Source organism: Croceitalea vernalis, from assembly GCF_031846405.1.
GTDB classification, from domain to species: Bacteria; Bacteroidota; Bacteroidia; order Flavobacteriales; family Flavobacteriaceae; genus Croceitalea; species Croceitalea vernalis.
Map to the genome: position 1 here is coordinate 676,216 of NZ_JAVRHU010000001.1, position 12,881 is coordinate 689,096.

Consider the following 12,881-nt stretch of genomic DNA (forward strand, 5'->3'; position numbering starts at 1 on the left):
TTAGTGTGTTATTGGGTTAAGGTGGTGGTACAGCGCAATAAATGCAAATGCCAACGGCACAACCACTGCAAATAATTTTGTAAAATTTTTGATCGCTGGAGTGTACTTATTATTGACTCCCATACTTTGAAATGATGATTGAAATCCATGCCATAAGTGTAATCCAAGTAGGCCGAATGAAACAACATAAATTACTGTGCGCCAAATAGGAGCAAATTTTTCTACAGTTTCGGCATAGTAACGAGTCGGGTCCTGCGGATTAGCTTCAATGTACTTATAAGTCATTTCATGTACCCAGAAATCATAAAAATGAAGCCCTAAAAAAGCCAGAATAACTAACCCAGAATAAATCATATTTCTGGAAACCCAAGAGGCATTAGCTCCTCCTTGGTATTTCGCGTAGCTGATTCCTCTAGCTGCACGATTTTGAAATTCTAAAACAAAGCCCATCACAAAGTGAACAATTACACCAATAATCAAAATCGGCTGCATTGCATACTGCACTATTGGATTATAACCCATAAAATGTGAAGCCTCATTAAAAAAATCTGGTGAAATAACGGATGCTAAGTTGATGGATACATGTAATACTAAGAAAATCACTAAAAAAAGACCTGAAAGCGCCATCACTACTTTACGGGCCAGCGAAGATTTTATCAATCCACTCATTCGTAGTTGGTTTTAGATACAAATTTAGGGCACAACCTAGTTTTTAACAAGTTTTCAACTAAGCAATAATCCTTATTTAGAAAGATTATAAGGAATCTTCGAAAACGTTTGATAAACTTTGTTAAAATATATGGAAGTAAACCTAAAACCTTCAACAAAAGTTGAATTAACAAAGTATTAATTTTTTCAAGTTTAAGTGTGGGTTTTAATTTTTGCACGATATTCATACTCTAAATAAGAAGTGTATAGCTATTTCTATGAATATTGCCTTACTATCCGTTAGTTTAAATGTACATTCCACAAGAAGAATTGCTATTGAAGCAGAAAAGGCCGGGCACTATGTTGAATTGATTGACCATACCAAGTGCTCTGTAAAACTTGGTGATGGTAAACCAAAAATATTTTTAGGAGAAGAAGATGTTACCAGTGAATTTGATGCGATAATACCGCGAATAGGAACTAAAGTAACTAGGCATGGTTCGGCGATTGTAAAGCAGTTTGAAATGAATGGTGTTTTTAGTACTGCTCGTTCATTGGGTATTACGAGGGCCAGAAACAAAGTAAGAACCTTACAAATAATGGCTCGTAAAGGTATACCGATACCAGAAACATTATTTTCAATCAATCCAGACAATATAGAAGACCAAATACGTCTTTTAGGTGGACCACCGGTTATTATTAAAATACAAGAAGGCACCCAAGGCTTGGGTGTTATTTTAGCAGAAAGCAAAAAGTCTGCTAAATCAATTATAGATACTTTTTATAAAATGGATACCAGTATTCTTTTACAGCAATACGTAGAAGAAGCTAATGGAGAAGATATCAGAATTATTGTGATTGGGAATAAAGTAATTGCAAGTATGAAGCGTGTAAGCGAACGTGACGAATTTCGTTCCAATGTTCATAGAGGTGGACAAACTGAGGCCATAGAAATTTCTGCAAAAGAAAGACAAATTGCTTTAGATGCTACTAAGTTTCTAGGTTTAGGAGTTGCCGGTGTAGATCTCATGAGATCAAAGAAAGGACCAGTTCTATTGGAGGTCAATGCATCACCTGGATTGAAAGGAATAGAAGCCGCAACGGGAATAAATGTAGCCAAACATATCATTGAATTTGTTGAAAAAAATGCACTTAGAAAAAGAAGAAAATAAAACTATTGTAATCAATAAGGTAGAAATAAAACCAGGTCAAAGTAAAATGGTTTTAATTACTATTTCTCGATTGCCCACAGGTACTTTAATAGAAATACCTGTGCATGTTTTCAATGCGAAAAAGCCGGGCCCTACAGTTTTATTACAAGCAGGATTACACGGTGATGAAATTAATGGGATAGAAACGCTTCGTAGAATGTTAGAGCATAATGATTTTAATATTGAAAAAGGATGCGCCATTGTAGTGCCAATACTTAATATTTTTGGCTTTATACATTTTTCAAGAGATGTACCAGATGGTAAAGATGTCAACAGAAGTTTTCCTGGAAAAAAATTGGGTTCTTTAGCAAGTAGAATGGCTTATCATTATACTAAAGAAGTTTTGCCTCAAATAGATTTTGGAATTGATCTGCACACGGGTGGTGGGCAACGTCATAATTTTCCGCAAGTCCGCTATACGGCAATGGATGAATCAAGTAAGCATTTTGCCAAAATATTTAATGCTCCTTTTTATTTTCCTTCTAAATTAATTTCCGGTTCATTTAGAAAAGCTGCGTATAATCTGGAAAAACCAATTTTGGTTTATGAAGCTGGAGAAAGTATGCGCTTTGACAAACACGCAATTAAAACAGCCATAAAAGGAATTAAAAACGTGCTTAAAAATGTTGGGATGTTGCCGATATCAGATGAAGCTGACCAATCCAATTCTATTCATTTTGAATCTACTAAATGGATTAGGGCTTCAAGAGCAGGGATGTTTATTCCAAAAATCGAAAATGGCTCAGAAGTAAATGAAGGTCAAGTGTTAGGGTATATTACAGATACAGTTGCTAAAAAAAGCAAGGATGTTGTTTCACCTGTTTCTGGCCACGTTTTTTGTATCAATTATCAAGCTGTAGTGAATCAAGGAGATGCCTTGTTTCATATAGGTGCTTAGTTGCTCAACTCTTGTTTCTTTTCAATTTTAGACAAACTCCATGTTATGGCCTCTTCTAAATCGGTAAACTGTTTAATTGAATTTTTAAAGAACATTCGTTCCATTACTAAGCTTGCAAAACTACCTTTGGTTTGACCAACAACAGAATAAAAACTAAGCTGATTTCTATTGGCATAAAATTTTGACCAATCTGTTGGAACAATGTGGTAATTGTTAATTCGGTTTGAAATGTAAGCAATGGGCATGTCTTCCCCGAAAATTTCTTGAGCAGCCTTTATAGCTTTCTTGGCCATATTCCATTCAAAAGTAACTCCTTCGTTCATTTCAGAAATGACGATACCATCAAAAAAATAAAATGTACCAAACTGATACTCCCTTATTTCCTTTATGTTTTTGAAAAAGGGGATGCGTTTGACCCTTTTCATAACCTTAAGATTTTAGTTTCGTTGGATTTCCAATATATAAAAAATTATAGAATAATCATTAAAGAAATTTCTGTCATAAAAAATGAAGTATTTGTAAACTTAACTTTCCATATTCCTTAATTGAATGCCTAGAGCCTTGGTTGAAAGTTGAACTTCAATTAGCGATAAAATCAAAGAAACCATTAAAAAGACAAGACTTATTCCAAATATAATATTGGCCCAAATGGATAATTCAACATAGACTAAGAACATTGTTATTGCCGCTAATAAAAAACTGATAATAGCGGTGGCTTGCATGTTTTTGATAATTTCTAAACGTTTGCGGAGCATATCAATTTGCTTTTTTATTGGCGCAGCCTCAGTTGCTTCAAATTGTTTGTACAGTTGTCGAATGAGGTTGGCAATTGCCAAATATCTGGCATTATAGGCCAACATGGTTAACGAAATTGCTGGAAAAAGTAGCGCTGGAATACTTAAAGTAAGTTGCATTGGTTTTGTTTAGTTAAATGACCTTTTTAAGGTTATGAAGCTAAGAAAAACTATAAGAGGTATAATTGCGAAAACGATATTTTTATTGCTAAATAATTGTCAATCAAATAAATATTACGTTTATTTATTGCCAAGTAACCATTAAAATAACAAACATGGAAGAGTATTTACCGTTAATTATTCAATTAGTTTCAGGTGCTGTAGGAGGAAATGTAGCTGGGAAATTATTACCAAAATTAAATTTAGGAACCTTAGGAAATTCTATCTCTGGTATTCTTGGAGGAGGACTTGGAGGAACGCTACTTGGAATGCTGGGATTAGCAACTGACGGCGGAATGGATGTTACCGGGATTATCGGAAGCATTGCCGGTGGTGGTGTTGGTGGTGGTGTAATTATGGCCATTATTGGTGCTATCAAAGGTGCTATGTCAAAATAGCTAATTAACCAACTTTAAACCGGGGGCTTTTTTAAGCCCCTTTTTTTATGATTTTATCTTTTTACCAGATTGTAATTGTAATTCACTCTTTTTAAGCTGTTCATTTAGTTTTTTAACTTCAACTTTTATAAAAGTTTGGAACTTCATTTCGGCACTCTTAAGTCGACTATTTAATACTTCATAAACTTCTCTTTGTTGATTGGTGGGTTTAAAGTCAACACCAAAACCACCTATATCACTTGCCAAGGCACTAATTCGACCATATAACTTCATTGGTGAACGAAAAGCATCTTCTCTTGCACCAGTTAAATTAATATCATAAAGTGCATTGACGATGCCTTCGGCATTAGATAGTAACTCATTGGCAGTTTCTTTATCATTTTTATCTTTTAATTGTGGTAGTATCTCTTGCAACTCTGCTCTAATATCTTCAATGTCATTAATCATGGTCACAGCAAGGTTCATTGCATCTCTTAATTCTAAAGAAAAAGCGACTTGTTCTTTTATACTTTCAACGGTACCCTCAGTATTAGGGTCTTTTAAAACGGTTAAGTCTCTAACAAATTCTTGTGCTCCAATCACTAGTTTCACTTTATAATTATCTGGAACTACTCTTGGGCCAAATTGCCCTCGCCATAAGTCTAAATCCCACGTTACCAAGGGCCTCCAACCTTCTCCATTCAATTGTACCCAAGGCCTTCCTGGGGGTGTGGTTTTTATTCTAGGTTTATAGGTGGGTTCATAACGTAAATCCCAAACTGTGCGGTGAACCCCTTCAGAAGAATTACCTTTTAAAGTTCTTACAACGTCATCATTTGAATTTAAAATTTGAATCTCAACATTTTGTTCTGTACTATCTTTTAAGAAGTAGTTAATGTATGCTCCATACGCGGGATTTCTGCCCGAATTTAAACTAGGCCCATCTGTTTTAATAGCCTGTTGGTTTTGAAAACGATATGCTTCCCGCAGACTAAATAAATGAACCTCTTTCCCATTTGATTCATCAAATTCACGCAAGGAAGAAATATCATCTAAAATATAATAGCCTCGGCCGTAAGTTCCAATAACTAAATCATCAAAACGTTCTTGCACTTCTAACCAATAAATAGGTGCTGGCGGCAGGTTATTTCGAAGTCTCATCCAGTTTTCACCGTCATCATAACTTAGGTATAAACCATTATCAATACCTAAATACAACATGCCTTCTCTTTTAGGATCTTCTTTAATCACATGAGCAAAACTATGTACTGATTTTGGAATGTTCTCACTAATTTTTTTCCAAGATTGGCCATAATCCTCTGTTTTGTAGACATAGGGGTCAAAATCTCCCATTTGATGTAAATCAATTGTGATATAAACGGTGCCTTTATTATATCGAGAAGGTTCAATATTGGCAATGGTCCCCCATTTTGGAAGGTCAGGAATATTCGTAGTAACATTTGTCCAGTTTTCGCCGCTGTCTTTAGTTACTTGAACTTGACCATCATTGCTGCCAGTCCAAATTAAGCCAGGTTCTAAAGTAGATTCTTCAATACTAAAGAGTGTAGCCCCATCAAAGGTCATTAAGTTATCTACAGCAACTCCTCCAGAACTTTGTTGGTGGGTTTTGTCGTTTAGAGTTAGATCAGGACTAATAACTTGCCAACTTTGACCATCGTCATCGCTTTTGTGCACAAATTGACTGCCAACATAAACCCGATGTTTGGTATGCGGAGAAAAGGATAGGGGAAAATTCCAATGCCAGCGGTATTTCAATTTACCAGGTTCCCAACCATAACCTGCTTCTGGCCAAACACGTACATCACGAGCATGACCAGTTCTAGCATCGTAACGTTGTAAACCACCATCGTAGCAGCCTGACCACACAATATTGTTGTCTAATGGATCTGGTTGTGCAAATCCGCTTTCACAACCACCAACGCCTTTCCAAAGCCCTAAGGGAATATATCCTTGGCGACTATTACTTGGCCCTTTATAAGAATATCCATCTTGGCGATTACCATATACATTGTATGGAATTTGATCATCAACTGATACATGGTACATCTGAGCTATTGGCAATACAATTCGTTGATAAGATTTTCCTCGATTTGAACTAATACTTGCGCCACCATCGTGAGCCACCATAATCCGATTGGCATTTGTTGGGTCTACCCAGATGTCATGATTATCACCTCCAGCTCGGTACCCAGACTTTAGAGTTTTGCCTCCATCTTTAGAAACACTGAATTTTACTGATGCAAAATAAAGTTCATTAGGGTCATCCGTCGAGATGGCCATTCGAGTGTAATATGGTGCCCGTTCATTGATATCATGGTTTCGGGTTTGTAAGGTCCAACTCTCTCCAAAATCTTCAGATCGATACAAGGCAGGACTATCTATTTCAAATAAAGCATAGGCAATATTAGGTTGTGAATAAGAAATGGCAACTGCTGTCTTACCAACATGATTTTTATTCCCTCCTGGTAATCCGTTTTCTGAAAGAGCTTTCCAAGTTGAGCCTCCATCCATAGAGCGGTAAATTCCGCCCCCTGCACCCCCACTTCGTAGCCCCCAAGTATTAATGTGAATAGACCACATGGCAACCATAAGCTGGTCTGGATTATCAGGATTAAGAGCCATATCTGCGGCACCAGTATTTTCATCTATAAACAAAACACGTTCCCAGCTTTTACCGCCATCGACTGTTTTGTAAACCCCTCTATCTTGCTGCGGACCATAAGTATGACCCAAGGCAGCAGCATAAACAATATCAGGATTTGTAGGGTGAACCAAAATACGACCAATGCGACCGGTTAGTTTCAAACCCATATTTTTCCAAGTTTTACCAGCATCTTCAGATTTATAGATACCATCACCCATGGCGTGGGCAGGTCTTATCACAAAAGTTTCGCCGGTACCTACCCAGACAATATCAGGATTGCTTGGGGTAATGGCCAATGAGCCGATTGAGGAAACGTCTTGGTCGTCAAAAATGGGTTTCCAGTTGATACCGCCATCGGTGGTTTTCCAAAGACCTCCAGAAGCCGCACCTATGTAAGTAACCATAGGATCACTTTGCACTCCAGCAATTGCTATGGTTCGGTTTCCCTCTGGGCCAATAAATCTAAAATCAAATTCTTTAAAGGCTGATAAATCTTTTTGTGAAAAAACTAAAGAAGAGAATGTTGCAAAAACTAAGAGTATTTTGAATTTCATAAGTATATGCGTTGGTTGAAAAACAGTTCTTAAATTTACGAATCTGATGTTAAATAAATAGTTCAAAATTATCCTTCATGAAATACCATCAAATTAGCAATCAACTTTTCATTAAGAATCGCAAAAAGTTTATGGCTCAAATGAAGCCAAAAAGCATAGCGGCGTTTAACTCCAATGATATTTATCCCATAAGTGCTGATAGTACTATGCCTTTTGAACAACATCGAGATATTTTTTATTTAAGTGGTGCAGATCAAGAAGAAACTATTTTGGTTTTGTTTCCTGATGCCATGGATTCAAGGCATAGAGAGATTTTATTTGTTAGAGAAACGAATGAACATATTGCGGTTTGGGAAGGTGAAAAACTAACCAAAGAAAAAGCAACTGAAGTATCAGGAATCAAAACCATTTATTGGCTTTCTGATTTTAAGAAGGTGTTTTTTGATTTGATGACAGAAGCGGATACCATTTATTTTAATACTAATGAGCATTATCGTCAAGCAGTAGAAACTCAAACTCGAGAGGATAGATTTATTTTGGAATGCAAGAAAGAATTTCCAGCGCATCAGTATGCGAAGAGCAATCCAATTCTACAACAAATACGGGGTATTAAAGAAACTGAAGAACTGGATTTGATGCAAACTGCTTGTAACATAACAGAAAAAGGATTCAGAAGGTTGTTGGGCTTTGTAAAACCTGATGTTTGGGAATATGAAATTGAAGCTGAGTTGTTACATGAGTTTGTTAAAAATCGTTCAAAAGGTTTTGCTTATCAGCCTATTATTGCTTCAGGTAATAATGCCAATGTTTTGCATTATGTTGAAAACAATCAACAATGTAAAAATGGCGATTTAATTTTGATGGATGTCGCGGCCGAATATGCCAATTATTCTAGTGACTTAACTAGAACAATACCTGTAAATGGTAAATTCACGCAACGTCAAAAAGATGTTTATAACGCTGTTTTAAGAGTGAAGAATGACGCCACGAAACTATTGGTATCTGGCACAATTTGGGCAGAATATCATAAAGAGTGTGGTAAACTTATGACCTCTGAGTTATTGGGGTTAGGGCTTTTAGATAAAGCCGATGTTCAAAATGAAAATCCTGATTGGCCGGCCTATAAAAAGTACTTTATGCACGGTACAAGTCATCATATTGGATTAAATACTCACGATTATGGCGAACTCAAAACACCAATGAAAGCTAATATGGTTTTTACTGTAGAACCGGGAATTTACATACCTAATGAAAAAATGGGCATACGTTTAGAAGATGATGTAGTCATTCAAGAAAAAGGAGCACCTTTTAACTTGATGGCGAATATTCCAATTGAGGTTGATGAGCTAGAAGAACTAATGAATAGTTAAAGTCTATTTAAGGTATTTTTCAAGGATATTTCCCAATACAAATACTACTAAGGCAGGCAACACCCAGCCCATTTGATATTCACTCAATGGAATCCAATTGATGAGACCAGCAATGCTTTCATCATAACCGATACTACCTAAAAAGTCCGGAACACTAAACAGAATTGTTGCTATTACCACAACGCGAAAAACCAATTCAGTAGCATACTTATTCGGCACCACATTAAGTAAAATTAAAACAATAGTAATTGGGTATATAAACATCAGAGCTGGTAAGGCAACAGCTATAATGTAACCTACGTTAAACTGCCCCATAATAATACCAAGCAAACATCCAACAATTGCTGTGATTAGGTAGGCATGTTTCGATTTTTTGAATTGCCCTTGTACAAAATCAGCTGTTCCAGTAACAATACCTACGGCGGTTGTAAAACAAGCCAAACTCACTAGTATGCTTAGAAAAACATTTGCAGTATTTCCTAAAGTTTTAAGGCTAATACCACTTAGTAAAGCTGTTCGCGTAATGTCAGCTTCAAATTCATTATGCATTAAAGCTCCGGTTAAAAGAAGTCCAGTGTAAATAAAGAATAAGCCGAGTCCTGAAAATAGGCCTGCTTTAAAAATGAGACCTTTTTTAGCGTCATAGGGTATTTTATTATCCTTTAAATTGATAGAAATAATGATAACACCTCCAACGACAACTGCTCCAATCGCATCAAAGGTTTGATAGCCTTCTAAAATTCCGCTTGTAAATGGGCTTTCAATTTGGGTTTTCCCAAAATTGAAGTCAAATCCCAAAAAAGCTTGTGCTATGATACATATTAAAATAGTAATGATTGCCGGTGTAAGTAATTTACCAACGATGTCTAAAATTTTTGTACGGTTAATAACAAAGACAAAAACAAGAATAAAATAAAGAATACTGGTTAATAAAGATGAGGAACCAAAGAAAGGGGCTATACCCATTTCATGAGTAACCGATGCTGTTCTCGGCGAAGGTAGACTTATCGAAATTGCATAAACCAAATAGCAATATACTAAACTAAAAGTAGGAGAGACTTTTTTGGCAAAATCAAACATCGTACCTTGAAGTTTAGCATGTGCAAGAATTCCGAAAATAGGAATTAGCACTGCGGATAGGCAGAAGCCTAATATTACAAGCCACCAAGTATCACCAGCTTTAAACCCGAGTTGTGGTGGTAGTATTAAATTGCCAGCACCAAAAAAAAGAGAAAAAAGTGCGAATGAGACTACAAGAACATTCCTTTTAGTAATCATAGTTTAAATAATATTTGGAAAGATAGGTCAAATTTGTATATTGAAAACCGTAACAGTTCAACGGTTATTTTAAACATTTGGTCGATTTTATGTATTTCATCGAAAAAACAAAAAATAACCTTTGTTTGGCAAAATAAACTAGATTTCTGAATCGTTGCCATTTAGGTGAACCAAACCAAAATTTAAAACGTACAATACTGAAAATATAATTACTAACTATTGCATTTATCGACCCCAAATCGAAACTGTGCATAACCAGAGGTAAAGCTTATGAATAAAACCATTACCCCCGATGGCAACAAAATTACTGGAATCTTCTGCAACTTTTTTGGCCACCATTTTGTGGTTTCAAAAAAAGTGACTGAACACATAAAGGAATATCGTTGCTTACATTGTCAAAAACAAGTTACTACTGACGAGCGAGGTAAATTGTCTACGCTTACACCAGAAATGCAAGAAATTAATAATACGCTAGAAGATATGTATCAAAAGCGTAATCGCAAATCTGTGAGAAAAACGGAGCGTAAACACGTTGCCTAAAAAGAATTCCAACCCTGTGCTTTAAGAGGTATTTTGGTGTTAGCTCTGGTAACTAAATGTGCCCCTTCAGAAGCTAAGGTCATATGACCCAAAACTGTCAGATTTGGATTGCCCTTTATTTTTGGAAAGTCGTTTTGGTCAATAGTAAACAGTAATTCATAATCCTCTCCTCCACTCAAAGCAATCATTGTGCTATCCATTTTAAATTCTTCCGCTGTTGCTATAACTGTTGGGTCTAATGGAATTTTATCCTCATAAAGGTTACAACCAACATTGCTTTGTTCGCACAAATGCAAAATTTCAGAAGAAAGACCATCACTAATATCAATCATTGCTGTTGGATGAACTTCTAATTTTCCTAAAAGTTCGACGACATCTTTTCGAGCTTCTGGTTTCAATTGTCGTTCTACGATATAAGAGTAAGGTTCTAAATCAGGTTGACTTTGTGGATTAACTTTAAACACTTCCTTCTCACGTTCTAATACTTGCAAGCCTAAGTATGCTCCACCAATATCACCACTAACGACTAATAAGTCATTTTCTTTTGTCCCTGAACGATAAACAATCTCTTTTTCGTTCGCAACGCCAATAGCAGTAATGCTTATGAGCATTCCTTTAGTTGATGAAGTAGTATCGCCGCCAATTAAATCAACCCCATATAATTTGCAAGCAGCTTTTGCACCACTATAAAATTCTTCAAGGGCTTCTAATGGAAACCGGTTAGATACCGCAATTGAAATTGTTATTTGGGTTGCCAATGCATTCATCGCAAAAATATCAGAAAGGTTGACAATGACTGATTTGTACCCAAGATGTTTTAAAGGCATATAACTCAAATCAAAATGGACACCTTCCACTAATAAATCTGTCGAAACAATGGCCTTCTTATCTTTGAAATCAAGAACAGCGGCATCATCGCCAATACCCTTTATAGTTGAACTATTAATGATTTCAAAATTCTTAGTCAAGTGCTTAATTAATCCAAACTCACCTAAAGCTTCTAATGCTGTTCGCTCTTGGTTTTTATCTTCTATCATGCAGCAAAAATAACCACAAACTCTTAAACAACACTTAAAATTGTATCTTTACTAGTGACCCTAAAATTGCTATATATGTTAAGTCGCCTATTTCTTGTATTTGCCTTTTTTATTTTTCTTGCCTGCGGTAGTGATAATAGCCCGAACGTAATTGTTATTGATGATGACCCAGTTGGTATGACGGATGATGACCCAGTTGACCCGACTGATGACAACCCCATAACTTCAAATTTTGTCGCATGTGATAACGGAATGGCAGGCGACTTTCCTTGTAATGGATTTGATTTATTAGGTTCCATTTCTTTATCCCAGTTTTCTGCTCAAAGCGCAAATGATATTTGGGGATGGACGGATAGCACAACAGGTAATGAGTATGCTTTGGTTGGTCTTAATAACGGAACTGCTTTTGTTGATATTACAGATACAGAAAATCTAGTTTATTTAGGAAAATTACCATCTTCAGGTGGATCTAGTATTTGGCGCGATGTAAAAATATATGAAGATTATGCTTTTATTGTTTCAGAAGCTTCTGGTCATGGAATGCAGGTTTTTGATTTGACCAAACTAAGTGGTGTTACAAATCCTCCACAGAATTTCACCCAAGATGCAAGATATACAGGTTTTGGTAATGCTCACAATATTGTGATTAATGAAGACATGGGTTTTGCTTATCCGGTTGGTACTGCTCGTAATGACGCGTTTAATGGAGGAGTTCATTTTGTTGATATTTCAAACCCAACTTCTCCAACAGGTATTGGAGGTTATGGTGCTAATGGATACACCCATGATGCCCAGGTAATTACTTATATCGGACCTGACACTGACTATACTGGTCAAGAAATATTTATAGGTGCTAATGAAAATCAAATAGCAGTCGCTGATATTACAGATAAAAATAATCCCTCTGAGATTTCAACTTTAACTTATGGAAATTTAGGTTATACACATCAAGGTTGGTTTACAGAGGATCAACGTTTTTATCTATTGGGTGATGAGTTAGATGAAACTGGTTTTGGGTTCAATTCAAGAACCTTGGTTTTTGATATGTTAGATTTAGATAACCCTGTTTTACATACAACATATTTAGGTCCAACGGCTGCAATAGACCATAATGGTTATGTAGTAGGCAATGAATTTTATTTGGCAAATTACACTGCAGGAGTGCGTGTTCTTGATATCTCAGATATAGAAAATCGAAATATTTCAGAGATTGGCTTTTTCGATACTTTTCCTGCTAATGATACAGCAAGTTTTAATGGAGTCTGGAGTGTTTATCCTTATTTTGAAAGTGGTAAAATACTAGTCAATGATTCCAATACTGGATTTTATATTATTAAAAAGTCAGAATAG

The 12,881-nt window shown here is 36.0% G+C and carries 12 protein-coding genes; 6 read left to right on the top strand and 6 right to left on the bottom strand.

The window, feature by feature from the left end; translation table 11 throughout:
* Positions 1 to 669, bottom strand: a complete 669-nt coding sequence (locus tag RM520_RS02995; protein ID WP_311386918.1) for a succinate dehydrogenase cytochrome b subunit — start codon at positions 667 to 669, stop codon at positions 1 to 3.
* Positions 670 to 926: 257 nt separating this feature from the next.
* On the opposite strand from RM520_RS02995, the gene RM520_RS03000 reads away from it, so the two are divergent.
* Positions 927 to 1,820 (top strand): RimK family alpha-L-glutamate ligase, encoded by an 894-nt coding sequence (locus RM520_RS03000; RefSeq protein WP_311386919.1) that lies wholly within the window; start codon positions 927 to 929, stop codon positions 1,818 to 1,820.
* Positions 1,795 to 2,757, top strand: coding sequence for a succinylglutamate desuccinylase/aspartoacylase family protein (locus tag RM520_RS03005; RefSeq protein ID WP_311386920.1), 963 nt, complete (start codon positions 1,795 to 1,797; stop codon positions 2,755 to 2,757). Before RM520_RS03000 ends, RM520_RS03005 begins: the two co-directional genes overlap by 26 nt.
* On the opposite strand, the gene RM520_RS03010 is transcribed toward RM520_RS03005, so the two are convergent.
* Complete coding sequence (locus RM520_RS03010; protein ID WP_311384228.1) at positions 2,754 to 3,182, bottom strand: hypothetical protein; 429 nt, start codon at positions 3,180 to 3,182, stop codon at positions 2,754 to 2,756. The two genes, RM520_RS03005 and RM520_RS03010, sit on opposite strands and share 4 nt — an antisense overlap.
* Before the next feature lie 99 nt (positions 3,183 to 3,281).
* Complete coding sequence (locus tag RM520_RS03015; protein ID WP_311384229.1) at positions 3,282 to 3,671, bottom strand: DUF2721 domain-containing protein; 390 nt, start codon at positions 3,669 to 3,671, stop codon at positions 3,282 to 3,284.
* A gap of 155 nt (positions 3,672 to 3,826) precedes the next feature.
* Here RM520_RS03015 and RM520_RS03020 point away from each other — a divergent pair, with 155 nt between their 5' ends.
* A complete protein-coding gene (locus tag RM520_RS03020) occupies positions 3,827 to 4,108 on the top strand; it encodes a hypothetical protein (protein WP_311384230.1) in 282 nt (93 codons plus the stop codon).
* Positions 4,109 to 4,153: 45 nt separating this feature from the next.
* Here the strand turns inward: RM520_RS03020 and RM520_RS03025 are convergent, their stop codons facing one another.
* A complete protein-coding gene (locus RM520_RS03025) occupies positions 4,154 to 7,306 on the bottom strand; it encodes a WD40/YVTN/BNR-like repeat-containing protein (protein WP_311386921.1) in 3,153 nt (1,050 codons plus the stop codon).
* Between the two features lie 77 nt (positions 7,307 to 7,383).
* Between RM520_RS03025 and RM520_RS03030 the strand changes: the two genes are divergently transcribed.
* Entirely contained in the window at positions 7,384 to 8,676 is a 1,293-nt protein-coding gene (locus RM520_RS03030) for an aminopeptidase P family protein (RefSeq protein WP_311384232.1), read from the top strand.
* A gap of 3 nt (positions 8,677 to 8,679) precedes the next feature.
* On the opposite strand, the gene brnQ is transcribed toward RM520_RS03030, so the two are convergent.
* Positions 8,680 to 9,954: a branched-chain amino acid transport system II carrier protein gene (brnQ, locus tag RM520_RS03035; RefSeq protein ID WP_311386922.1), complete on the bottom strand. Its 1,275-nt coding sequence runs from the start codon at positions 9,952 to 9,954 to the stop codon at positions 8,680 to 8,682.
* Between the two features lie 270 nt (positions 9,955 to 10,224).
* Between brnQ and RM520_RS03040 the strand changes: the two genes are divergently transcribed.
* Positions 10,225 to 10,494 (top strand): DUF1660 family phage protein, encoded by a 270-nt coding sequence (locus RM520_RS03040; RefSeq protein ID WP_311384234.1) that lies wholly within the window; start codon positions 10,225 to 10,227, stop codon positions 10,492 to 10,494.
* On the opposite strand, the gene thiL is transcribed toward RM520_RS03040, so the two are convergent.
* Positions 10,491 to 11,531 (bottom strand): thiamine-phosphate kinase, encoded by a 1,041-nt coding sequence (gene thiL, locus RM520_RS03045; RefSeq protein WP_311386923.1) that lies wholly within the window; start codon positions 11,529 to 11,531, stop codon positions 10,491 to 10,493. The two genes, RM520_RS03040 and thiL, sit on opposite strands and share 4 nt — an antisense overlap.
* Before the next feature lie 75 nt (positions 11,532 to 11,606).
* Here thiL and RM520_RS03050 point away from each other — a divergent pair, with 75 nt between their 5' ends.
* Positions 11,607 to 12,881 carry a choice-of-anchor B family protein gene (locus tag RM520_RS03050; RefSeq protein WP_311386924.1) on the top strand — a complete coding sequence of 425 codons (1,275 nt, stop codon included), beginning with the start codon at positions 11,607 to 11,609 and terminating at the stop codon, positions 12,879 to 12,881.